This window comes from Alloyangia pacifica (genome assembly GCF_900116195.1).
Classification (GTDB): domain Bacteria; phylum Pseudomonadota; class Alphaproteobacteria; order Rhodobacterales; family Rhodobacteraceae; genus Salipiger; species Salipiger pacificus.
In genome coordinates, this window is the sequence record NZ_FOZW01000008.1 from 183,704 (window position 1) to 205,923 (window position 22,220).

Annotated in this window: 20 protein-coding genes; 13 read left to right on the forward strand and 7 right to left on the reverse strand. The window is 67.1% G+C overall.

The annotated features are described in order from the left end of the window. The first annotated feature begins 58 nt into the window (after positions 1-58). The 5 genes from hydA to BM397_RS17660 are packed head-to-tail and all read left to right on the forward strand — an operon-like array spanning position 59 to position 4,807. Complete coding sequence (hydA, locus tag BM397_RS17640) at positions 59-1,513, forward strand: dihydropyrimidinase (RefSeq protein WP_092427308.1); 1,455 nt, start codon at positions 59-61, stop codon at positions 1,511-1,513. Next, positions 1,513-2,166, forward strand: coding sequence for an aspartate/glutamate racemase family protein (locus BM397_RS17645; RefSeq protein WP_092427311.1), 654 nt, complete (start codon positions 1,513-1,515; stop codon positions 2,164-2,166). Before hydA ends, BM397_RS17645 begins: the two co-directional genes overlap by 1 nt. Continuing rightward, entirely contained in the window at positions 2,163-3,104 is a 942-nt protein-coding gene (locus BM397_RS17650) for a LysR family transcriptional regulator (protein WP_092427314.1), read from the forward strand. The genes BM397_RS17645 and BM397_RS17650 overlap by 4 nt, the downstream gene beginning before the upstream one ends. Positions 3,105-3,131: 27 nt before the next feature. After that, a complete protein-coding gene (locus BM397_RS17655; RefSeq protein ID WP_092427317.1) occupies positions 3,132-4,058 on the forward strand; it encodes a dihydrodipicolinate synthase family protein in 927 nt (308 codons plus the stop codon). Next, entirely contained in the window at positions 4,058-4,807 is a 750-nt protein-coding gene (locus tag BM397_RS17660; protein ID WP_092427320.1) for an SDR family oxidoreductase, read from the forward strand. The genes BM397_RS17655 and BM397_RS17660 overlap by 1 nt, the downstream gene beginning before the upstream one ends. A gap of 251 nt (positions 4,808-5,058) precedes the next feature. Here BM397_RS17660 and BM397_RS17665 read toward each other — a convergent pair whose 3' ends face one another. The 5 genes from BM397_RS17665 to BM397_RS17685 all read right to left on the reverse strand — a co-directional run bounded on the left by BM397_RS17665 (position 5,059) and on the right by BM397_RS17685 (position 10,324). Further along, a complete protein-coding gene (locus tag BM397_RS17665) occupies positions 5,059-5,859 on the reverse strand; it encodes an ABC transporter ATP-binding protein (protein ID WP_092427323.1) in 801 nt (266 codons plus the stop codon). Further along, the gene (locus tag BM397_RS17670; RefSeq protein ID WP_092427326.1) at positions 5,856-6,713 is read right to left on the reverse strand and encodes an ABC transporter ATP-binding protein; all 858 of its coding nucleotides are present in this window, start codon (positions 6,711-6,713) and stop codon (positions 5,856-5,858) included. Before BM397_RS17670 ends, BM397_RS17665 begins: the two co-directional genes overlap by 4 nt. Further along, entirely contained in the window at positions 6,710-7,642 is a 933-nt protein-coding gene (locus BM397_RS17675; protein ID WP_092427329.1) for an ABC transporter permease, read from the reverse strand. The genes BM397_RS17670 and BM397_RS17675 overlap by 4 nt, the downstream gene beginning before the upstream one ends. Continuing rightward, the gene (locus BM397_RS17680) at positions 7,639-8,571 is read right to left on the reverse strand and encodes an ABC transporter permease (RefSeq protein WP_092427495.1); all 933 of its coding nucleotides are present in this window, start codon (positions 8,569-8,571) and stop codon (positions 7,639-7,641) included. Before BM397_RS17680 ends, BM397_RS17675 begins: the two co-directional genes overlap by 4 nt. 136 nt (positions 8,572-8,707) lie before the next feature. Then, positions 8,708-10,324: an ABC transporter substrate-binding protein gene (locus BM397_RS17685; protein ID WP_245696138.1), complete on the reverse strand. Its 1,617-nt coding sequence runs from the start codon at positions 10,322-10,324 to the stop codon at positions 8,708-8,710. A 334-nt stretch (positions 10,325-10,658) separates the two neighbouring features. Here BM397_RS17685 and BM397_RS17690 point away from each other — a divergent pair, with 334 nt between their 5' ends. The 5 genes from BM397_RS17690 (at position 10,659) to repC (ending at position 15,722) form a co-directional block, all read left to right on the forward strand. Beyond that, entirely contained in the window at positions 10,659-10,901 is a 243-nt protein-coding gene (locus tag BM397_RS17690; RefSeq protein WP_092427333.1) for an SCO family protein, read from the forward strand. A gap of 281 nt (positions 10,902-11,182) precedes the next feature. After that, the gene (locus BM397_RS17695; protein WP_092427336.1) at positions 11,183-11,527 is read left to right on the forward strand and encodes a RidA family protein; all 345 of its coding nucleotides are present in this window, start codon (positions 11,183-11,185) and stop codon (positions 11,525-11,527) included. Between the two features lie 716 nt (positions 11,528-12,243). Next, the gene (gene repA, locus BM397_RS17700) at positions 12,244-13,419 is read left to right on the forward strand and encodes a plasmid partitioning protein RepA (protein WP_092427338.1); all 1,176 of its coding nucleotides are present in this window, start codon (positions 12,244-12,246) and stop codon (positions 13,417-13,419) included. Continuing rightward, positions 13,419-14,390, forward strand: a complete 972-nt coding sequence (gene repB / locus BM397_RS17705) for a plasmid partitioning protein RepB (RefSeq protein ID WP_092427497.1) — start codon at positions 13,419-13,421, stop codon at positions 14,388-14,390. Before repA ends, repB begins: the two co-directional genes overlap by 1 nt. 180 nt (positions 14,391-14,570) lie before the next feature. Next, positions 14,571-15,722 (forward strand): plasmid replication protein RepC, encoded by a 1,152-nt coding sequence (repC, locus tag BM397_RS17710; RefSeq protein ID WP_092427340.1) that lies wholly within the window; start codon positions 14,571-14,573, stop codon positions 15,720-15,722. Positions 15,723-15,817: 95 nt separating this feature from the next. Here the strand turns inward: repC and BM397_RS17715 are convergent, their stop codons facing one another. Next, complete coding sequence (locus tag BM397_RS17715; protein WP_092427342.1) at positions 15,818-16,291, reverse strand: MaoC family dehydratase; 474 nt, start codon at positions 16,289-16,291, stop codon at positions 15,818-15,820. Positions 16,292-16,832: 541 nt separating this feature from the next. Between BM397_RS17715 and BM397_RS17720 the strand changes: the two genes are divergently transcribed. Beyond that, positions 16,833-18,521, forward strand: coding sequence for an aspartate-alanine antiporter-like transporter (locus BM397_RS17720; protein WP_092427345.1), 1,689 nt, complete (start codon positions 16,833-16,835; stop codon positions 18,519-18,521). Between the two features lie 87 nt (positions 18,522-18,608). Here the strand turns inward: BM397_RS17720 and BM397_RS17725 are convergent, their stop codons facing one another. Beyond that, positions 18,609-20,033, reverse strand: coding sequence for an inorganic phosphate transporter (locus BM397_RS17725; RefSeq protein WP_092427347.1), 1,425 nt, complete (start codon positions 20,031-20,033; stop codon positions 18,609-18,611). Between the two features lie 275 nt (positions 20,034-20,308). Here BM397_RS17725 and BM397_RS17730 point away from each other — a divergent pair, with 275 nt between their 5' ends. Both BM397_RS17730 and BM397_RS17735 read left to right on the forward strand, forming a co-directional pair. Further along, positions 20,309-21,424, forward strand: a complete 1,116-nt coding sequence (locus BM397_RS17730; RefSeq protein ID WP_245696139.1) for a DUF8173 domain-containing protein — start codon at positions 20,309-20,311, stop codon at positions 21,422-21,424. 188 nt (positions 21,425-21,612) lie between these two features. After that, positions 21,613-22,218 carry a DUF1326 domain-containing protein gene (locus BM397_RS17735; protein WP_092427349.1) on the forward strand — a complete coding sequence of 202 codons (606 nt, stop codon included), beginning with the start codon at positions 21,613-21,615 and terminating at the stop codon, positions 22,216-22,218. Positions 22,219-22,220: the final 2 nt, after the last annotated feature.

The window sequence follows — 22,220 nt, forward strand, 5'->3', positions numbered from 1 at the left end:
CCGTCCCCGCGGGGACAGACGGATAGGCCGCCCGCGGCGGCACGGAAGGAGAGACGAGATGCAGTTCGATACGGTGATCCACGGCGGCACGATCGCGACCGCCGACTACACGGCGAAGGGTGACATCGGCATCAAAGACGGGCGCATCGCCGCCGTGGCCGAAAAGCTCGAGGGCGGCGCGCGCCGCATCGACGCGGGCGGGCGCATCGTCGTGCCCGGCGGCATCGAGGCGCACGCGCATATCGCGCAGGAAAGCTCCTCGGGGGTGATGACCGCCGACGACTACCTCTCCGGCTCGATCTCGGCGGCCTATGGCGGCAACTCGTCGTTCATCCCCTTCGCGGCGCAGCAGCGCGGCCAGTCGGTCGATGACGTCATCGCCACCTATGACGCCCGCGCCGCGCGCTCGGTGATCGACTATTCGTATCACCTGATCATCTCCGACCCGAAGCCAGAGGTGCTCGAGGACCAGCTGCCCCGCGCCTTCGCCCGCGGCATCACCTCGTTCAAGGTCTTCATGACCTACGACCTGATGAACCTCGGCGACGGCGGCATGCTCGACATCCTCACCGTCGCGCGCGAGCACGGCGCGATCACCATGGTCCATGCCGAGAACAACGACATGGTCAAATGGATGAACCGCAAGCTGGCGGCCAAGGGCCTCACCGCGCCGAAATACCACGCCATCTCGCGCCCCGAGCTGGCCGAGCAGGAGGCGATCAACCGCGCCATCCAGCTCGCCAAGCTGGTCGACGCTCCGCTGTTCATTGTGCACGTCTCGACCGAAGGCGGCGCCGAGATCGTCCGGCGCGAAAAATTCAACGGCGCCAAGCTCTTCGCCGAAACCTGCCCGCAGTATCTCGCCCTCACCCGCGCCGATCTCGACCGCCCCGGCATGGAAGGCGCGAAATACATCTGCTCGCCGCCGCTGCGTGACAGCCGCACGCAGGATGCGCTCTGGCACCATATCGCGCAGGGCACCTTCGAGAGCGTCAGCTCGGATCACGCGCCCTACCGCTTCGACGAGACCGGCAAGTTCCTGAACGGGTCGGACATTCCCTATCCGAAGATCGCCAACGGCATGCCCGGCATCGCCGCACGCCTGCCCTATCTCTTCTCCGAGGGAGTAGTGAAGGGCCGGATCACCCTCGAACAGTTCGTCGCCCTGTCCTCGACCAATGCCGCCAAGACCTTCGGCTGCGAGACCAAGGGCCGGATCGCCCCGGGCATGGATGCCGACATCGCCATCTGGAACCCCGAGGCACGGGTCACCGTCACCGCCGCCGACCAGCACGACAACATGGATTACACCCCCTTCGAGGGCATGGAGATCACCGGCAAGCCCGAGATCGTGATGAACCGCGGCGCGGTGATCGTCGAGCACGGCGAGCTGAAGGCCAAGGAAGGCCAGGGCCGCTTCGTCGCCCGCCAGCCGGTCGATCTGCGCGGCAAGCCCGGCTTCACCGCCAAGGAGCTCGATCCTTCGCAGAACTTTGGCGCGGAGCTGCGCTGATGGGTCCGATCCTGATCATCAACCCCAACTCCGCCAGCAGCGTGACGCAGGGTATCGCTGCGGCCATCGCCCATCTCGCCCCGGTCAATGGGCCGGCCTTCGAGGTCACCGACCTGCCCGCCTCCCCGGCGACGATCATGACCGCCGAGGACGTGGCCCGCGCCGGGCTCGGCTTTGCCGAGGCGGCGCAGGCGCGGCCCGATGCGGCTGCCTTTGTCTCGGCCTGTTTCTCCGATCCGGGCGTGGAGCTCACGCGAACGCTGGTCAAACAGCCGGTGATCGGCGTGCAGGAGGCGGGCATTCTCACCGCCATGGCCCGCGCCGACCTCTTCGGCATCATCGCACTGGCCCCCGGCTCGGTCGCCCGCCACCGGGTGAAGATCCGCGCCATGGGCGTCGAAAGCCGCCTCGCGGCGGAGCTTGCCCTGCCCGGTGTCTCGGCCGAGGCCTCGGGGCGCGACCCGGAGGTCTACGGCATGTGCGTCACCCTGGGCCGCGAACTGGCACAAAAGGGCGCGGGCGCGGTGGTGCTCGGCTGCGCCGGCATGGCGCCGATCCGGGCCAGGCTGGAACGCGACATCGGCATCGCGGTGATCGACCCGGTGCAGGCCGCCGCCGCCATGGCGCTGGGTCTGGTCGGAGCGCCCGAATGACCACCGAACCGGGCCTCCCGGACGTCTCGCTGCGGCTCCTGGAGATCTTCGCCGCGATGATGCGCTGCGCCACAACGGTGGAAGCCGCCGAGCAGCTGCGGGTCTCGCAGCCGGCGGTCTCCGCCGGGCTGCGGCAGCTGGAGACCCAGCTCGGCCTCACCCTCTTCGAACGCACCGGACGCCGCCTGCAGCCCACCGCCGAGGCGAAATCGCTCTACGAGGAGATCCGCCCGGTCTTCAGCCTGATGCGCGGCTTCTCGCAGCGTGCCCGCGACATGAAGCTCGGCATGGCCGGCCGCCTCAAGGTAATCGCCACCCCGCCGCTCGGCTACTCGGTCGCCCCGGTCGCCCTGCGCCGCTTCCTCGATGCGCGGCCCGATGTGTCGGTCGCCTTTGACGTGCGACGGCTGGAACAGGTCAAGGATGCGGTGCAGAGCGGCCAGGCCGACATCGGCCTCGCCATCGACCACGACCGGCAGGCGGCGGTGAACGTCGACGTCCTGCAGCGCGCCCACATGGTGGCGTTGGTGCCGCGCGGCAGCCCGCTCGCCGCCAAGCCCCATCTCACCGCGCTCGACCTGCAGGCCGAGCCGCTGGTCGGTCTTGAGATGGGCTCGAACCTCGGGCAGCTGGTGCGCAAGGCCTACGAGCAGGTCGGCGCCACCTACGCCCCGCGCATCGAGGTGCGCTATTGCGCCACGGCCACGGCGCTGGCCGCGCAGCATCTCGGCGTCACCGTTGTCGATCCCTATTCCGCCACCACCCACGCCAATGACGCGCTGGTCTGCAAGCCCTTCCTGCCCGCCTGCGAGGTGAAGGCGGTGATGTACACCCGGCGGGGCGTGCCCTACTCGGGCCTGCTGCACAGCTTCATGTCGGACCTGCGCGCCGCCTTCGCCGACAGCGACCTGCTGATTGCCGAGCCGCCGAAGGGCTGACCTCTCCATGACCGAAGGACCCAAGCCATGAGCCTGCTCACCTGCGACGCCCGCGGCGTCTACGTCATCTCCGTCACCCCCTTCACCGATCAGGGCGAGATCGACTGGGACAGCCTCGACCGGGTGGTGGATTTCTACTTCGACAAAGGCGCCGACGGGCTGACAATCCTCGGCATGATGGGCGAGGCACCGAAGCTGACACAGGCCGAGAGCCGCGCCGTGGCCGAGCGGGTGATCAAGCGCGCCGGCGGCAAGCCGGTGGTGGTGGGCGTCTCGGCCCCCGGCCTCGCCGCAATTGGCGAGCTGGGCAAGGCCGTGATGGACATGGGCGCGGCGGGCTGCATGGTGACCACGCCGGGCTCGCTGAAGACCGACCCGCAGATCCACGGCTATTTCGGTCAGGTGTCGCGGACGCTCGGGGACGGCGTGCCGATCGTGCTGCAGGACTTCCCGCTGGCCACCGGCGTGCAGATCTCCGACGAGGTGCTGGGCCGGATCATCGACGACATCCCGCAGGTGGTCATGCTCAAGCACGAGGACTGGCCGGGCCTTGCCAAGATCAGCAAGCTGCGCCGTGCCGAGGCCGAAGGCCGCCGCCGGATCTCGATCCTCTGCGGCAATGGCGGGGTGTTCCTGCCCGAAGAGATGGCACGCGGCGCGGATGGTGCGATGACGGGTTTCGGCTTTCCCGAAATGCTGGCAGACGTGGTGCGGCTGGCCGGCGACGGCGACATGGACCGGGCGCAGGACATCTTCGATGCCTACCTGCCGCTGGTGCGCTACGAGCAGCAGCCGGGCGCCGGGCTGGCGGTGCGCAAATACGTGCTGGCCAAGCGCGGGGCAATCGGCTCGGCGGCGCTGCGCGCGCCGGGCGCGGGACTCACCCCCGAGGCCATCGCCGAGGTCGAGCGCCTGCTCGCCCGGCAGGAGAAACGACTGAAGGAGCTGAACTGATGGATCTGGGACTGAAGGGCAAGACGGCGCTGGTGCTCGGCGCGAGCCGCGGCCTCGGCGCGGCAAGCGCCACGCTGCTGGCCGCCGAGGGCGCGCATGTGATCGCCGCCTCGCGCAGCGGTGACGCCCCGGCGGAGGGCATGGAGGGGCTGAAGCTCGACCTCTCGGATGCGGCCAGCGTCGCGGCGCTGATCGAACGGCTCGCCGAGCAGCCGGTCGACATCCTCGTCAACAACTGCGGCGGCCCTGCCGCCGGACCCGCCAAGGGCCAGAGCAGCGCCGCCTGGCAGGCCGCCTTCGAGGCCATGGCCGCGCCGATCTTCGCGATCACCGACGCCGCCCTGCCCGGCATGATCGCCAAAGGCTGGGGCCGTGTGGTGACCATCGGCTCCTCGGGCATCGTGCAGCCGATCCCGAACCTCGCGCTCTCGAACGGCGTGCGCGGCGCGGTGGCGGGCTGGTCGAAAACCCTCGCCGAAGAGGTCGCCCCACATGGCGTGACGGTGAACATGGTCCTGCCGGGGCGCATCGCGACCGACCGCCTCGCGCAGCTCGACGGGATCAAGGCCGATAAGACCGGCGCCTCGCTCGATGCGGTGCAGGAAGCCAGCCGCAAGACCATCCCCACGGGCCGCTACGGTACGCCCGAGGAGTTCGGCGCAATGGTCACCTTCCTGTGCTCGGCGCAGGCCGCCTATGTCACCGGCTCGATGATCCGCGTCGACGGCGGCATGATCCGCGGGATGTGAGCCGAAGGCCCAGCCGGAACGAGGCGCGCAGCGCCGCCGGCCAGCGGCCGACCGCCCCCCGGGCGGCCGGTTTGGTGGGGGCAACGCGCGATCATCCGTCCGGCGGAACGTCACGATAAAGCGCCCGGCCACTCATGTCAGGCGCGGCAGCCCGCGGTCGTCCGCTGGCCTCTGTCGCACCCAGACCCAAAAGCAGACCACCCGGGCAGCTTCCTGCCCGGGTGGTCTCATCTCTCGGAAATGCCCCTGCCCTATCCGGCGGAGCGCTGCGCCTCGCCCATGCCCTCGTGCCCCGCAGAGCGCAGCGCGCTGTCGAGCAGGTGGCGGGTGTAGGGGTGCTGCGCGTCGAGCTTGCGCATCGCGTCCACTTCCAGCGTTTCGACGATCTCGCCGGTCTGCATGACCGCCACACGGTCGCACATGTGGCCGATGACACCGAGATCGTGGCTGACCATCAGGTATGTCAGGCCGAACTCGGAGCGCAGGTCCGACAACAGGTTGAGGATCTCGGCCTGCACCGACACGTCGAGCGCCGAGGTCGGCTCGTCGAGCAGCAGCACCTTGGGCTCGGGCGCCAGCGCGCGGGCAATCGCCACGCGCTGCCGCTGACCGCCCGAGAGCTGGTGCGGGTAGCGGAAGCGGAAGCCGCCCCCCAGACCCACCTGCTCGAGCAGCCGGTCGATGCGCGCATCGACCCCGTCCTTGATGCCGTGCAGCGCCAGCGTCTCGCTCAGCACCCGGTCTACGGTCTGCCGCGGATGCAGCGAGGCGTAGGGATCCTGAAACACCATCTGCACCCGGCGGTAGAACTCTTTCGACCGCCCGAGGCGCTGCAGGCTCTCGCCGCCGACGCTCATCGTGCCGTGCCAGTCCGGCACCAGCCCGACCAGCGCGCGCAACACCGTCGACTTGCCCGAGCCGGATTCGCCGACGAGGCCGTAGCTCTCGCCCTGCGCCACGTTGAGGTCGATCCCGTGCACCACGCGGGTGCGCTCGGGACCGTCGCCGAAGAAGACCTCCAGCCCTTCGATCTGAATCTCTGGCTGGCTCATAGCATCGCACTCACGGAAGGAGCCTCGCGCCAGGCCGGGTCGCGCTGCAGCGCCTCCAGCCGCGGCCGGGGCCGTTCGAGATCGGGGACCGAGTTCAGCAGTCCCAGCGTGTAGGGGTGTTTCGCCTCGTGCAGCTTGCCTGCCTCGCAGACCTCGACGATCCGCCCGGCGTACATTACCGCCACCCGGTCGCAGAAGCCGGCGACGAGGTTAAGATCGTGGCTGATGAAGATCAGCCCCATGCCGCGCTCGCGCACCAGCCTGTCCATGATCTCCAGCACCTGCAGCTGCACCGACACGTCGAGCGCCGAGGTGGGCTCGTCGGCGATCAGGATCTCGGGGTTGGGGATCAGCATCATGGCGATCATGATGCGCTGGCCCATGCCGCCCGAAACCTCGTGCGGATAGAGCTTCATCACCCGCTCCGGCTCGCGGATCGCCACGGCGTCGAGCATTTCCAGCGCGCGCTTGTAGGCCTCGGCCTTGCCGACCTTCTCATGCGTGCGCAGCGCCTCGATGATCTGGTCGCCGACGGTCATCACCGGGTTCAGCGAGTATTTCGGATCCTGCATGATCATCGAGATATGCTTGCCCCGGATCGCCCGCATCCGCTTCGGCGAGGCATCGAGCAGGCTCTCGCCCTGCATCTCCAGCCGGTCCGCCGTCACCTCGCCCGGCTTGCGGATGAGGCCGAGGATCGCCCGGCCGGTCATCGACTTGCCGGAGCCGGACTCACCGACGATCCCCAGACGCTCCTTGCCGAGCGAGAGAGAGATCCCCCGCACCGCCTCGAAGGTCCCGGAGCGCGTCGGAAAGCGCACCGAGAGGTTCTCGATATCCAGAAGATTGCTCATTTGCCGGCCTCCTTCGGATCGAGCACGTCGCGCAGACCGTCGCCGATCAGGTTGAAGGCGAGCGAGATGGCGAAGATGGCGAGACCGGGGATGGTGGCCACCCACCAGTAGTCGAGGATGTACTTGCGCCCCTCCGAGATCATCGCGCCCCATTCCGGGCTCGGCGGTTGTGCGCCAAGGCCGAGGAAGCCGAGACCCGCGGCGGTGAGGATGATCCCCGCCATGTCGAGCGTCACCCGGATGACCAGTGACGAGATGCACAGTGGCCAGACGTGGCGCGTGATGATCCGCAGCGGCCCGGCACCCTGCAGGCGGATGGCGTGGATGAAGTCCGAGTTGCGGATGGTCAGCGTCTCGGCCCGGGCGATCCGCGCATAGGGCGGCCAGGCGGTGAGCGAGATCGCCAGCACCGCGTTCTCGATCCCCGCCCCCAGCGCCGCCACGAAGGCCAGCGCGAGGATCAGCCGCGGGAAGGCGAGGAAGATATCGGTGATGCGCATCAGCACGGTATCGACCCAGCCGCCGAAATAGCCCGCGGTGGTGCCGATGATCAGCCCCAGCAGCGGCGCCACCAGCGCCACCAGCAGCACGATGTAGATCGAGATCCGCGCGCCGTAGAGCAGGCGCGAGTAGATGTCCCGGCCAAGGCTGTCGGTGCCGAAGATATGCCCCTCCCAGCCCGGCGGCTTGAGCCGCGCGCCGAGGTCCTGCACGAAGGGATTGTCGGTGGCCAGCAGCGGCGCGAAGATCGCCGCCAGCACCAGCAGGGTCAGCACGATCAGGCCGAGCGAGGTCAGCTTGTTGGACGTCAGTTTCAGCCAGCCCTGGTACCAGGCAGCGGCGCGCGCCTGTCCGCGGGACTGCGGCGTATCGCTCAGCAGCCAGGCCTTCAGGCCCGGCTTGGCGTCGGTAGGTGTGTGCGAGGTCATTTGGCCCTCGGATCGAAGAAGCGGTAGAGAAGGTCCGAGAAGATGTTGATGCACACGAAGATCGTTCCGATCACGACGGTGCCCCCAAGGACCGAGGCCATGTCATTGGCCAAGAGCGAGGTGGTGATGTAGCTGCCGATGCCGGGCCACGCGAAGATGATTTCGGTCAGCACCGAGCCTTCGAGCAGGTTGGCATAGGCCAGCGCGATCACTGTGATGAGCTGGATGGCGATGTTGCGGAAGGCGTGGCGCCAGACCACGTGCCACTCGCTCAGCCCCTTCACCCGCGCAGTGATGACATATTCCGAGTTCAGCTGTTCGAGCATGAAGCTGCGGGTCATCCGGCTGATGTAGGCAAGGCTGAAATAGCCCAGCAGGCAGGCCGGCAGAACGATATGCGACAGCGCGTCCTTGAACACGTCCCAGTCGCCTTCGATGAGCGCATCGACAAGCAAGAGACCGGTTCGCGTCGGCACCAGCCCCTCGTAGAACACCCCGAGCCGCCCGGGCCCGGCCACCCATCCGAGGATGCCGTAGAAGATCAGCAGGCCCATCAGGCCGAGCCAGAAGATCGGCATCGAATAGCCGACAAGGCCGATCAGCCGCGAAAGCTGGTCGATCCAGCTGCCGCGGTAGACCGCGGCCAGAACGCCGAGCGGAACGCCGAGGACAACGCCGAGAAGCGTGCCCAGCGTGGCGAGTTCCAGCGTGGCGGGGAATACGCGCGCAATGTCCTCGGCCACCGGCTTGCCGGTGCGGATCGAGGTGCCGAAATCGCCCTGCAGCACGTCTCCGACATAGATGCCGAACTGCACGATCAGCGGCTTGTCGAGACCCAGCTCAAGGTAGACCTGGTCGTATTGCGCCTGAGAGGCGCGCTCGCCGATGACCGCGAGCACGGGGTCGATCGGCATCACTCGGCCGATCATGAAGGTGACGAAGAGCAGACCCAGCAGGGTGATCGCCACGGTGAAGGCAAGGCTGACGAATTTTTTCAGCCAGTTCGGCGGGAAGGAGGACGCGGCGCGCCCTCCCCCGGTGTTGGTTGTCGCTTGAGTCACGGGCTTACTTCGTCACGACCCAGTAGGACACCGCGGTGGTTGCGCCACCGGCCACGAAGTGCTCGACGCCGTCCTGCATCGCGTTCTGCTCGATCTGCTGGAACATGATGCCGAAGGGGCTGGTCGCCATGTGCTCGCGCTGCAGCTCGCGGTACATCTCCGCGCGCTTCTCGCTGTCCTGCTCGACCACGGCCGCGAGGGTCTCGTTGCTCATGTCGGGCAGCGCCCAGGCGTTGCGCCAGGCCAGAAGGCCGGTGGCGCCCGCCTCATCCGAGTTGTCGGGGTTGTAGGCGAAGGTGCCGGCGTTGGTGTTGGGGTCGGGGTAGTCCGGGCCCCAGGCGCCGAGGTAGATGTCGTGCTCGCGGGCACGGTAGGTGTCCAGCGTCTGCGCGCCGGTGCCGACGATCATCTCGACGTTGATGCCGATCTGGCCCCAGGTGTTCTGCAGCGACTGGCCGATGTCGATCCGGTCCTGCGCATCACGCACGTTGATGGTGATGTCGAAGCCCTCGGGGTAGCCCGCTTCCGCCAGCAGCGCCTTGGCCTTCTCGATGTCGAAGCTGTAGGGCAGATCGTCGATCGCGCCCATGAAGGTCTTCGGCAGGAACGCCTGGTGGTTGATGTACTGGCCCTTCAGGAAGCTGTCCTGCATGCCGGTGTAATCGGTGGCGAACTTCATCGCCTCGAGCACCTTCGGGTTCGACAGCATCTCGTTCTTCTGGTTGGCCGACCAGTACATCAAGCGGCCGCGCAGCTCGTCGACGACCTTGACGCTGTCGACCGACTCGAGACCGGCCACGTCCTCGGGCGAGAGGTTGCGGGCGATGTCCACGTCACCGCGCTCCAGCTGCAGGCGCTGGGTGGCGCTTTCCTGGATGTGCTGCACGATCACGCGCTTCATCGCCGGTGCGTCGCCGGGGTATTCCGGGTTGAGATCCAGCGTGTAGCTCTCGTCGGGCTTCCAGGAGGCCAGCTTGTAGGGGCCCGAACCGGCGGTGTTGTCGCGCAGCCAGGCATTGCCCATGTCGCCGTCGACCTCATTGGCCATCACGGTTTCCATGTCGACGATGCCGCCGATGGTCGCTGCAAGGCAGTTCAGCACGAAGGACACGGCGTAGGCCTTGTCGAGCTTCAGCACGAGGGTCTTCTCGTCGGGCGCGACGATGGTCTCCTCGGCGTTTTCCGGCGTGAAGCCGAACTGCGTCAGGATGAACGACGGGGTCTTGTTGAGCATCACCGCGCGGCGCAGCGAGAACTCGGCGTCCTTGGCGGTCACCGGGTTGCCCGAGGCGAAGACGTGGCCGTCGGCCATGGTGAAAGTGATCTGGGTGCCGTCTTCGGACACTTCCCAGCTTTCTGCCAGCGCGGGCTGGAAGCCGGCGTCAAGGTCCATCGGGTCGAAGTCGACCAGCGCCTCGTAGACGTTGCGGCTGATGTCGGCACCGGTGAACTCGAAGCTCTCGGCCGGGTCCATGGTCTTGATGTCGTCGATGCGCTGCGCGATCACCAGCATGTTCGGCGGCGTCTCCGCCTGCGCGGTCAGCGCGGTGCTGGACAGCAGCGCCGCGGTCAGCAGTGCCGCACCAATGCGCATGGTCCGCGACGGGGTGTGTCGGGTCATGGTCGTCTCCCTGAAGTTTCTTGGTCTCATGCCGCGCCCTCCGGCGCCGCTTCCGCCAATCTCCTCATCCCGAAGGCGGTTCAAACAGGCTTCGCAGCGTCACGGGGCGCGATTGCGAGAGGTTCGGCCAGTTTTTCGCTCGTGTCGATCATTTTTTGATCAAATGGGAAAATCCTAGGGTGGTGTCGTGGCGTCAAAATTCTACCTAAGGTAGCTTTTTGTACAGCGCATTCGCGCAAGATTATGTCTCGCCTGACATTTCGACTCCCCCCGCCCGCCGCCAGCGCAGCCGAATGACCAAGCGTCACGCCCAGACGGCCCCTGACCCCGCCTCATGACCAAGGAACACCGTTTCGCCCTCGGCCTGACCGGGCCGCCCCACGCACTGCTCCCGGTCCTGCCGCGGCTCGACACCAACAGCGCGGCGTTGCTCGGGCGCGGCGACGCGCAGCTGACCGCCGCCGACGGCACCGGCTCAAGAGAACCCAACCTGAAGGGTGCGCCCTCGGCGGTCTTCCTCGGCTTCACCCATTGCCCCGGGGTCTGCCAGACAACCCCGGACGACATCGCGACCTGAAAGAAAGACCAGCGGCCTTCCGGAGCCGAGGGCTAGCTGCGCAACCTGCTCGCCGGCAATCCCGAGGGGCGCGGCGCCCGGCCGCCGAGCGACCCCATCGGCAGGCTCTGCTACTCGGTGCAGGCCGCACTGAGCTGACGCGACCGACGGACCTTGATGCGGTGACGCACGCCGGTCTATCTGGACCCGATGGCGCGGGGCAGCTCCTGCCCGCCGGCGCGCATCTTGGCCCGCGGCGGGCGCTCCGGAACAGGATCCGCCGCCCCTCGAAAGGACGTTTCATGACCATCACCCGCATCGAACCCGGCACCCGCATGAGCCAGGCCGTCGTGCATAACGGCATCGTCTACCTCGCCGGCCAGGTTGGCGAAGGCGCGGACATCACCGCCCAGTGCAAGGACGCGCTTGCCTCGGTCGACCGGCTGCTGGCCGAGGCCGGCTCGGACAAGTCGCGCCTGCTCACCACCACCATCTGGCTCGCCGACATGGCCGATTTCGCCGCGATGAACGCCGTCTGGGACACCTGGGTCGATCCCGCGAACCCGCCGGCCCGTGCCACCGGCGAGGCCAAGCTCGCGACCCCCGACTACTACGTCGAATTCATCGTGACCGCCGCGCTCGCCTGATCCGGCAGCCCGCAGCGCACGACCCGCCAGCGCCCCGTCCGGGCGCTGGCACCTCAGCCGCGCCACCGTCCGTCACCCGGTCGGAGATCCTTTTCGCGGCGCCTTCGCCCTGCCAGAAGCCCTCCCGTTCGGGCTCGCGAAGGAGCGCCCCTCCCAGCACGCGCGGACTCTCCCTGGGCCGGCCGTCCAGGCGTCCTCGACCCGTCCCCGGCTGCAGGCAGTCCCCGGAGAGAAGTTTGATCGTCTCTGCCTTCGCCCTCCTGGCGAGACGGCCCCAGGTGCGGGCTTCCCGGTAGCCCACCCCGTACCGCCCAAGGCCCTTGTACGGCGGCGTCGCCATTGGCGTGGCTCTCGCAAGAGCCTGTTTCGCCCGCAATAGAGCCTTCATCTCGCTGGAATCGCCCGACTCGCTGCCAAAGGGCCGCAAGATGATCGGCGATTCTTGCGCGGATTCCGCGCCGGGGCTTGAAATCTGCCGACAAAATACGCGTCCGCGACATTTTCGCAAAGAAGCAAGAATAATTTGTTCCAATACAAGTAGTTACGCCGTGTCTTGCGCGGTCCGCGCGAAGAGTCCCAAGATGTTGGCGTCACCCCCCTGCCCCGCCCTCGCAGGAATCTGTGGACAAACGCGCTCGCTCTTGCGTAAAGAAACGGTAATAAAAGCGCTGGCGGAAAACAGCGTTACCCAGAAAACGGGAAAGCAGAGGGCAGCAGTGGCGGAACCGATTCATATCAATGCCCGCGTGCGGGAGAACGCCGAAGCGATCAGCGCGGCGCTCGAAGACCATATGCTCAAGGTCTTCGCACCCGATGCGCGAAAGGAACTCCGCCGCTTTTCCGCCGGAGAGGCGGCCGAACTGCTCGGCATTTCCCCCAGCTTCCTGCGCAAGCTGCATTTCGAGGACCGCGTGCCCGAAGTGCATACCACGCCGGGCGGAAGAAGACACTATTCCGGGGAGGATCTGCAGGAGATTCGCAAGATCCTCGACAACACCGCCAAGACCAAGGGCACCTATCTGCGCGGCCGCCGCGAGGGCGACAAGGTGCAGGTGCTGTCTTTCCTCAACTTCAAGGGCGGCTCGGGCAAGACCACCAGCTCGATCCACACCGCACAGCGTCTGGCACTGAAGGGATACCGCGTGCTGGCGGTCGACATCGACCCGCAGGCTTCGCTGACCACGCTTTTCGGCTACCGCCCCGAGTATGATTTCCTGCATTCCGGCACGATCTACGACGCGATCCGCTACGACGATCCGGTGCCGATGTCGCAGATCATCCAGAAGACCTATTTCACCGGCATCGACTTGGCCCCGGGCGGGCTGATGCTGCAGGAATTCGAGCACGAGACGCCGCAGGCGCTGATGGCAAACATGCAGCCGCCCTTCTTCGCGCGCATGGCCGCAACGTTGCAGGAGGTCGAGGCAAATTACGATGTGATCATCTTCGATTGCCCGCCGCAGCTGGGCTATCTGACCATGTCGGCGCTCTGTGCCTCGACCGGTGTGCTGATCACCATCGTGCCGAACATGCTCGACATCGCCTCGATGTCACAGTTCCTGCAGATGAGCGCGGATCTGCTCGATGTCGTGTCGAATGCCGGCGCGAGCATGGAGTTCGACTTCCTGCGTTTCCTGATCAACCGCTACGAGCCCAACGACGGCCCGCAGCAGCAGGTCGTCGCCTTCCTGCGCCAGCTCTTCGGCGAGGAGGTCATGGTGGCCTCGATGCTGAAATCCACCGCGATCTCGGACGCCGGGCTGACGACGCAGACGCTCTATGAGGTCGACCGCTCGCAGTTCCACCGCAACACCTACGACCGCGCGGTGGATTCACTGAATCAGGTCAACGATGAGGTCGAGTCTCTCATTCAGAAAGCATGGGGACGCTGATGGCACGCAAAGGCATTCTGGAACCACGGATTTCGACCCTAGGCGGCGGAACAGAGCGTAAACCGACCCCCGCCGAATCGCGGATGATGCCGCGCGGGGCGGTCGGCGCACTGCAGAGCTCGCTGTCGAAGCTGCAGGAAAACGCGGTGCAGGAGATCGAGGCCGATCTCATCGACGACGCCGGGATCGAGGACCGTCTCGGTCTCGATCCAGCGGCGCAGGCACAGCTGAAAGAGAGCCTGCAGACCTACGGTCAGCAAGTTCCGGTGCTACTGCGACCGCATCCCAAGACCAACGGCCGTTTCGAGATCGTTTACGGTCGCCGCCGCCTCGGCGCGCTGCGCGAGCTGGGGATGAAGGTCAAGGCGATGGTCCGTCAACTCGACGACCACGCGCTGGTCATGGCGCAGGGCCAGGAAAACACCTCGCGCCAGGACCTGAGTTTCGTGGAAAAGGCGAGCTTTGCCGCGCAACTGCAGGACTCGGGCTATGAACGGCAGACAATCGCCGCGGCCCTGTCGATCGACCTGCCGATGGTCAGCCGGATGCTGAAGGTAGGCACGGCGTTCTCTCTGCCCTTCCTGCGCCGCATCGGCTCGGCCCCGGGAATCGGGCGCGACCGCTGGATGGCGCTGGCCAAGGCACTGGAGAATTCCGCCGCGGCGACCCGCGCCGAAGAGGCCATGGCCGAGCCCGGCTTCGAGGGCCTGGAGTCGGACGCGCGCTTCGAGGCGGTCTTTGCCGCCACCCAGCGCAAGGCGAGCGCCGCCAAGGCCCCTGCCCCGCGGCCGCGCACCCTGCGCGCGCGCAACGGCGCGGCGCTGGCCGAGCTGCGCAGCAATTCCCGCGGGCTGACGCTGACCGTGCCCTCGCGCACGGCGGACGGCTTCGACCGCTGGCTCGACGGCCAGGCCGAAGAGATCATCAAGGAACTTCACGACCGCTGGCAAAGTACCCGGTCGGAAGACTGAGAGCAGTAGACAACAACGGAGGCACGAGAGGACAGGCGACAAAAAAGAAAAGCCCCCCAGGACGGATCCCGGAAGGCCCTTCTCGAAAGTAGCAATTTGAGTTAGCCGCCAGCACCGGTCCCTGTCAACTCCACATCGAGGTGTGGGGCAGGAAATTTGTTGTCTTTCGTGAAAAAAAGCATGTTGGACACGTCCCGACACCCTGTCGGGCGGCCGGTATCGGCTTGCCTGACGGCGCAGGTCGGCTCCCACGATAAGTGGGCGCTTCTGCGCGACCTGACGACAGCCGCCGAGGACTTCGGTCTCGGCCATCGCCCGCTGTCGGTTTTGAAGGCGCTGCTCAGCTTCTGGCCCGAGCGCGAGCTGCCCGCCGAGCCCGGCAGCGCCATCGTCTTCCCCTCCAACCGCACGCTCTCGGAGCGCCTTTCGGGGATGCCCGAGAGCACGCTGCGTCGGCATCTGGCGAAGCTGGTCGAGAGCGGCATTGTCAGCCGTCACGACAGTCCGAACGGCAAGAGATTCGCCCGCCGCGCCGGGGCCGAGATCGGCATCGCCTTCGGCTTCGACCTTTCCCCCCTCGCCCGCGCCGCCGCTGCGCTTGAACGGGCCGTCGCCGAGGCCACCCTGCGCCGCGAACGGATGGCCGTGCTGCGCGCCCGGCTCGGCATGCTGCGCCAGCAACTTCTCGACCAGGAGGCTCCGGAGGAATTGCTCGAAGCCGCCCGCCTGCTGCTGCGCCGCAAGTGCTCTGAAGAGGGTCTGCGGGCCATCGTCACCCGTCTCGAGGCCGAGATTCCGGCCGCCGGTTCCAAGGCCGCGCCCGTCGAAATCCTCACCCACCACGGCAGAGAGTCCGCTCAACTGAGCGCCAGCAACAGCCAAAATGAGCGGCACATACAGGAATCAGATAGATCCTATTCTGACTCTGACAGCGCCCGGATCGCGAAGGATGCGCCTGTCGAGAGCTCGGGAAGTGCAGAGAAGGATGTGCGCCTCACCCTGGCGATGATCGCCGAGACATGCAGCGAATATCGCTCTTTCTTTCCCGACGCGCCGAAGGGCTGGCACGAGCTTGTCGCCATCTCGAACAGGCTTGCGCCGATGATGGGGATCGAGCCTCCGGTGCTGCACGAAGCGCAGCGGATCATGGGGGCGGAACGCGCCGCGGCAACCCTGCTGTGCCTGCTTGAGCGTCATGAGGACATCCGAAAGCCCGGTGCCTACCTGCGACGGCTGACACAGATCGCCCGAAATGGCGCGTTCTCCGTAACTTCGATGCTTTCAGCGCTATCGCGGCGGGGAAATGCGGGGAATTGTCAGCTGACAACCTGAAAAAACGCGTATTTTCAGGTGGTTAAAAATCTTGACGGCTGACAATTCCTCTGTTCTGGCAATCACTTGCGGTGAATCCGGCGATTTAGGACGTTTCAGCCCTCGGGGCGCGAGAACATCACCATCCGGGACACCAGCCGCTGCCGAATTTCGCCGTCCTGGTTCAGCGTCAGCGTCTCGACGGTGACGATCCCCCGGCCCGGCCGCGAACGCGAGTGTTTGATCTCCTGCACGGTGCTTTCCACGTGCAGCACATCATCGGCCCGGGTCGGCTTGGGCCAGGTCACCTCGACGCCCGCGCCGATCAGCCCCTCGGCAAAGGGCATGGACGCAACGAAGAGCTTCATGGTGATTGCCGCCGTATGCCAGCCGCTCGCCGCCAGCCCGCCGAACAGGCTCTGCGCCCCCGCCGCCTCGTCGAGATGGAAGGGCTGAGGATCGTACTGCGCGGCAAAGGTCTTGATCTGCTCGGCATCCAGCGCGTGCTCGCCGCTGACGAAACGGTCACCCACGGTGACGTCCTCGAGGTAGAGATCGCGGGTGATCTGGGGGCTCTGCGTATCGGTCATGTCCGGCCTTTCTGCGGGAAGCGTGTTGCGCCATATGAGGCAAGCTCCTGCGTAAGGTCCAGCCTGCCGTGTCGCGCGGGGCAAGCCGCGCCCTTTTGCGCTCTACCCGGCGAGCATTGGTCGCAGGCGCACCGAGGAAGGACCGGCGTTCTGAAGAGCGTTCTGGCCGCGCTCACATCGCCGCATTGCCAGCCGTCACGGTCAATTTCCGCGCCAAGCGCATTGGCACGTCGAGGGTGCTGCGCATCGTTGTCGGGCTGGTGTCCGGATTCGAGCGAGAGGTGACCCGTCCGGCGGTCCTGTTCGTAGCGCGGGCGGAGGCTGAACGGCTGACAACGCGGATCCTGCGTCTCGATTGTGTGCCGGCGACCCGTGGGGGGCGGAGAGCTGAGCAAAGGGGCAGGCTGCAAGTACGCGGCGCGGGGCCGCAAAGCCCGGTACCGCAGTTTTTAATTGCCCCGCGCGGCCGGCTTCCGGAGGATCGCAGGGAGATTTTCGACCCAAGACATTTTCACCCCAACGCCACGGCGGGACTGCGTCCATGACCTTCGTCACCGACTTCCTGACCGGTCAGCCCGAACTGACCATCTTTCTCACCATCGCGCTCGGCTATGCCTTCGGCGCGCTGCGGCTCGGCGATTTCTCCTTTGGCCCGGTGGCCGGCGCGCTCTTCGCCGGGCTGATCATCGGGCAGGTCGGCGTGGTGCCGGTCTCCGGCACGGCCAAGAGCTTTCTCTTCGACCTCTTCCTCTTCGGGGTGGGCTATTCGGCGGGGCCGCAGTTCCTGCAGGCGCTGCGACAGGTCGGGGCCAACTCGGTGTTGCTGGCGCTGGTGGTCAGCCTCACGGGGCTGCTCGTGGCACTGCTGGCGGCGCGGCTCGGCGGCTTCGATCCGGGGCTCGGGGCGGGGATGATGGCCGGCGCGCTGACCCAGAGCCCGGCGATCGGCGCGGCGGGTGAGGCGATCTCGCACCTGCCGCTGCCCGAGGCCGAGCGCGCTCTGCTGACCTCGCACGTCGCGGTGGGCTACGCCGTGTGCTACATCATCGGCTCGACCGCAGCGATCTGGTTCTGCAGCTACATGGGGCCGAGACTGCTGGGGCTCGATCTCGTGCAGGAGGCGCGCGAGCTCGGCCGCAGCCTCGGTATCGGCGAGGACCGCAGCGGCGTGATCCCGGGCTACCAGCGCTTTCCGTTCCGCGCCTACCGCCTGCCAGCGGGCTCGCCGGTCGTGGGCCAGACGCTCGGTGAGGCCGAAGCCGATCACGCCGCCTACCGCCTCCACGTGCTGCGCCTGCGCCGGGGCGGGCAGTTGATCACCCCGGAGCTGGACACGGTGTTGCACGCCGGCGACATCCTCGCGGTGAGCGGGCAGGCGAAAGGGGTGATTGAATTGCTGGCCGGGGCCTCGGAGGAGCTTGCCGATGCCGAGCTTCTGGACCTGCCGTTCCGCGCGACCCGCGTCATGGTCACGCAAGGCGAGGTGATCGGCATGACCCTGGGCACGCTCGGAGGGCAGGACTGGGCGCGGGGCATGTACCTCGAGGGGTTGAGCCGCGCCGCGGTGGACCTTCCGGTCGCGCCGGGAATCCGGCTAGAGCGCGGCGACGTCCTGAAATTCATCGGTCCCGAGGAGCTGCTGGCGCGCACCATCGCGCAGGTGGGTCGCGAGGTCACCCCGCCAAGGTCGACCGACGTGGTGGTGCTGGGGCTGATGATCTTTCTCGGCGGGCTGGTCGGCACGCTGATCCACGTCACCCTGGCGGGGATCGAGATCCGCCTCGGCACCAGCGTCGGCATCCTGCTCGCCGGGCTCGCCACCGGCTACATGCGCAGCCGCTTTCCGCTGTTCGGGCAGATCCCAGACGCGGCGGTGTCTTTGATGACCACGTTGGGGCTGGCGGCATTCATCGCCATGGTCGGATTGCAGGCGGCGCCGGACCTTGTCCCGGCGCTGAAATCGGCGGGGCTTCTGCTGCCGCTGCTGGCTTTCGCGGTGGCCATCGCGCCGCTGGCGGTGGGGGCGCTCTTTGGCCATTTCGTGCTGAAGATGAACCCCGTGGTGCTGTTCGGCGGGCTGGCCGGATCGCAGACTGCGACCCCGGCCATGGCGGCGGTGCAGGCGCGGGCGCAGAGCCCCTTGCCGGTGCTGGGCTACGCGCCGACCTATCCTGTCTCGCAGGTGCTGCTGACGCTCTGGGGCGGCCTGATGGTGGCGCTGCTGGGCTAAGGGGGATTGTCAGCCGGGCGTCGCTCCGGAGCATGAAGGTATTTTGTTACCTCACACATGTCGCTTGGCATGTCTCTATCGTGCGCTTTAGACCAGCATCACGTGCAGCAGCAGTGCCACCGAGAAGGACAGCATGATGGTGCCGGGCAGGGTGGTGACCCAGGCGATGAGGATGCGCGAGACGGTTTGCATCTGCATCCGGTCGCCCGAGGATTGCACCGCCCCGGCAACGCCCGAGGTCAGCACATGGGTTGTCGAGACCGGCGCGCTGCCGAAATCCGCCGCCCCGATCGATGCCATGGCGGCGGCCTGCGCCGCCAGACCTTGCGCCGGGCTCATGTGCTTGTCGCCCATCTTTTCGCCCAGCGTCTCGACGATGCGCTTGTAGCCGACCATCGTGCCGGCCCCCAGCGCGATGGCTGAGAGCATCACCAGCCATGTCGGCACCTTTTCGATCAGCCGGGACATCGCGTCATAGGCATCGTTCAGCTTGCGCAGCTCCGAGGGGGTTAGGATCTCGGTCAGGAAGGGGTTGTCCAGCGCCTTGCCGAGTGCCTGATGCAGGTCGAGGATCTCGCTGCGGAAGCGGATGCGCTCCTCTTCCGTCACCACCTCTCCGGTGAAGTCGCGGTCGGCGACATCGCGCAGGTGCAGAAGCTGGGCACGGTAGAGCGCGGCGCGGGGCACCTCGGGGTCGGTGAGATGCGCATCGACCACGTCGCGCAGCTCGGCGATCACCTCGAGGGTGCGGCTGTAGCTGGCCTCGTGCCGCACCGGGTCGATGGCAAAGACGCCGGGCGCGAGCCCCATCAGCGCCATCAGCATGAGCCCGATGGATTTCTGCCCGTCGTTCGAGCCATGCAGGAAAGAGACCCCCGCGGCGCCGGCGATGAGGCTCAGGCGGATGCCTCCGGGCGGGCGGACGCCTTCGGCATGGGGGCGGTAGATCTCGGGGCTTCGGATGGTGAGGCGGATAAGCTTGTAGATCACCCAGGCCATCGCGAAGCCGAAGATCGGCGAGATCAGCAGAGTGACGAGGATCTTGCGGCCCTCGTGCAGGTTAAGCTGCTCGGCCACCGGTGCGCCGACCAGCAGCGCATGGGCCATGGACACGCCGATCACCGCGCCGATGTAGGTATGCGTGGTGGAATTGGGAATGCCGTAGTACCACGTCGCGAGGTTCCAGCAGACCGCCGTGCCGATCAACGCGAGCATCAGGGCCGCCTCGTGCAGCGTGTTGATCCCGGCGATCATCTCCGTGGGCAGCAGGAAAACGATCGAAAAGGCCACCGCCGTGCCGCCGAGGATCACTCCGAGGAAATTCATCACCGCCGCCATGACGATGGCCTGCACCGGTTTCAGCGAGTTCGAGTAGATCACCGTGGCGACCGCGTTGGCGGCGTCGTGAAAGCCGTTCACCGCCTCCTGCAGCACGATCAGCGCGAAGACGAGGATCAGGGTGAGCGTGGCGGCTTGCGGCAGATTCCGGAGGATTTCCTCGGCAGCGGTCATCGGGCAGTCCGTTCTTCAATCGGGTCTTCGGAAATATGGCCGCGGGGCAGGGGGCGGGCGCGGCAGGAGAAATAATGCAATCGCGGAGCAGGCTAGTGAGGTAGGCGAGTCGGCGAAAGCCTCATCTGCCCGGCACAGCGGGGCAGGGAGGCAGCCGAACATTGCAGTGCGCTCGGTGGGGCAGGGGCCCATGGGCCCCTTGCATTGACCTGTCGCAAGGCGGAGGGGCGAAAGGCGACCCTAGGGTAGCGGGACTCGCGAGAGGGAGAGGACCCATGCGACGACTGCGACTGTGTGCCGTGCTGGCCGCCTGCCTGCTCTCGGGCCCCGCTCTGGCGGAGGACGGGGGGACAGCTTTCGACATCGGCGCGGATGCCTTCCGCGCGGGCCGGGCGGTGGCGCTCGAACGTCCCGGCACGGATGATCTGTTCATGGCCGGCGAGACCGTCTCGGTGAGCGAGGACATCTCGGGCTCGGCGCATCTGGCCGGGCGCGAAGTGACGGTGGACGCCGCGGTGGGCGGCGACCTTTACGCCGCGGGCGAGCGGATCACGCTGCGCGGCGCTGTGTCGGGCGACGCCACGCTCTTCGGTCGGGCGCTGCGCGTGGCAGGAGTTGGCGGCGACCTGCGCGCAGCGGGATCGGAGCTGGAGATTGACGGCCCTGTGTCCGGCTACGCGATGCTGGCGGGCGAAGAGGTCCGCTTCGACGCGCAGGTTTCGGGCGACGTCAGTCTCGCGGCGGAGCGGGTGGACTGGGGTGAGGCGGCCCGCATCGGCGGGCAGCTGACGGTCTACGAGAAGACACCCGGCACGCTGGAGGTGCCGGAGGGGGTGGCCGCCGAAAGCCGCATCGTGCGCCGCGAGGTCGAGGACTGGGACGGTCCGCGGCCGCCGGACTGGCACCGCGCCGTCGTCGGCTTCTTGCTCGGGGTGGTGGGTATCGCCGCGCTCGGTGCGCTGATCGCCGCGCTGGTGCCCGAGCGGCTGGCCGAGATGCGGCGGCAGATCCTCGAGCGGCCGTTCCACACGCTCTGGCTGGGGTTCGTGACGCAATCGGCGGTGATCGGGGCGGGCGTGCTCTTTGCTTTGACACTGATCGGCCTGCTTCTGACACCGGCGATGGTGCTACTTGCGGTCGCGGGGGGCTTTGCCGGCTACGTGGTGGCCGCCTATGCCTTCGGCGTGGGCCTGTTCCTCGCCTTCGGACGCGATGAGCCGCGGAGCATCGGCGAGCGCTCCGCCGCGGCAGGGCTCGGGGCGCTGGTGGCGGGCGTGATCGGGCTGATCCCCTTCCTCGGCTGGCTCTTCGTGCTGGCGCTGGTGCTGACCGGCGTAGGGGCGATCACCCTGCGTGTCATCCGCCCGGCGTTCTTTGTCGGCGACGAATAGCGCGCGGCCCCCGGTCGGTTCGGCCGGTCTGGCCTGCTGACACGGAGCGGGCGATTCACGTCGCGGCGGATCCGTGTTACCCTGTGGCTGGGCAAGGAACCCGGACAAGTACCTGTCGCAGCGTTTCGCGACGCCGAAGGCATTGTCTTGGCGCTGCCGCGGGGCAGCCTATTCCTGGGGGAATTTCCATGTCCTATTCCATCGAAGGGGACCTTCTCGAGGTCTGCAATTGCAACGTGCTCTGCCCGTGCTGGATCGGCGAGGATCCGGACAACGGCTACTGCGACGCGACGCTGGCCTATCGGATCAACTCCGGCGAGGTCGACGGCGTCGACATGAGCGGCGTGGTCATCGCCGGGGTCGGCAAGATCCCGGGCAACGTGCTCGACGGCAACTGGAAGCGCCAGCTCTACATCGACGCCAGCGCCAGCAACGAGCAGAGCGCTGCGGCGATCGACCTGCTGCAGGGGCGCAGGGGCGGGCCGCTGGCCGATCTGGCGCAGCTGATCGGCGAGGACCTGGAGCCGAAGCGGGCGGAGATCACCTTCACCCTCGTCGAGGGCAAGGGGATGCTGAAGATCGACGGCGTGCTCGAGGCCGAGATGGAGCCTTACCGCGGCCCCACCGGCGAAGTCACCACGCTGAACGAGAGCATCTTCACCACCATTCCCGGCGCTCCGGCCTATGTCTCCAAGGCCGAGTATTTCCGGCTGAACGACCCGGGCGTGGGGATCGATCTCGACATCGAGAAGACCAACGCCATCCAGGGTTCGTTCCGCTTCGAATCCGCCTGACT

Coding starts and splice junctions, on each gene's coding strand:
- BM397_RS17715 (WP_092427342.1), bottom strand. CDS start 16,291: ATGACCGATACGCAGAGCCCCCAGATCACCCGCGATCTCTACCTCGAG.
- BM397_RS17675 (WP_092427329.1), bottom strand. CDS start 7,642: ATGACCTCGCACACACCTACCGACGCCAAGCCGGGCCTGAAGGCCTGG.
- repC (WP_092427340.1), top strand. CDS start 14,571: ATGTTGGACACGTCCCGACACCCTGTCGGGCGGCCGGTATCGGCTTGC.
- BM397_RS17720 (WP_092427345.1), top strand. CDS start 16,833: ATGACCTTCGTCACCGACTTCCTGACCGGTCAGCCCGAACTGACCATC.
- BM397_RS17660 (WP_092427320.1), top strand. CDS start 4,058: ATGGATCTGGGACTGAAGGGCAAGACGGCGCTGGTGCTCGGCGCGAGC.
- BM397_RS17680 (WP_092427495.1), bottom strand. CDS start 8,571: ATGATCGGCCGAGTGATGCCGATCGACCCCGTGCTCGCGGTCATCGGC.
- BM397_RS17670 (WP_092427326.1), bottom strand. CDS start 6,713: ATGAGCAATCTTCTGGATATCGAGAACCTCTCGGTGCGCTTTCCGACG.
- repB (WP_092427497.1), top strand. CDS start 13,419: ATGGCACGCAAAGGCATTCTGGAACCACGGATTTCGACCCTAGGCGGC.
- BM397_RS17645 (WP_092427311.1), top strand. CDS start 1,513: ATGGGTCCGATCCTGATCATCAACCCCAACTCCGCCAGCAGCGTGACG.
- BM397_RS17690 (WP_092427333.1), top strand. CDS start 10,659: ATGACCAAGGAACACCGTTTCGCCCTCGGCCTGACCGGGCCGCCCCAC.
- BM397_RS17695 (WP_092427336.1), top strand. CDS start 11,183: ATGACCATCACCCGCATCGAACCCGGCACCCGCATGAGCCAGGCCGTC.
- BM397_RS17725 (WP_092427347.1), bottom strand. CDS start 20,033: ATGACCGCTGCCGAGGAAATCCTCCGGAATCTGCCGCAAGCCGCCACG.
- hydA (WP_092427308.1), top strand. CDS start 59: ATGCAGTTCGATACGGTGATCCACGGCGGCACGATCGCGACCGCCGAC.
- BM397_RS17730 (WP_245696139.1), top strand. CDS start 20,309: ATGCGACGACTGCGACTGTGTGCCGTGCTGGCCGCCTGCCTGCTCTCG.
- BM397_RS17650 (WP_092427314.1), top strand. CDS start 2,163: ATGACCACCGAACCGGGCCTCCCGGACGTCTCGCTGCGGCTCCTGGAG.
- BM397_RS17655 (WP_092427317.1), top strand. CDS start 3,132: ATGAGCCTGCTCACCTGCGACGCCCGCGGCGTCTACGTCATCTCCGTC.
- BM397_RS17735 (WP_092427349.1), top strand. CDS start 21,613: ATGTCCTATTCCATCGAAGGGGACCTTCTCGAGGTCTGCAATTGCAAC.
- BM397_RS17665 (WP_092427323.1), bottom strand. CDS start 5,859: ATGAGCCAGCCAGAGATTCAGATCGAAGGGCTGGAGGTCTTCTTCGGC.
- BM397_RS17685 (WP_245696138.1), bottom strand. CDS start 10,324: ATGACCCGACACACCCCGTCGCGGACCATGCGCATTGGTGCGGCACTG.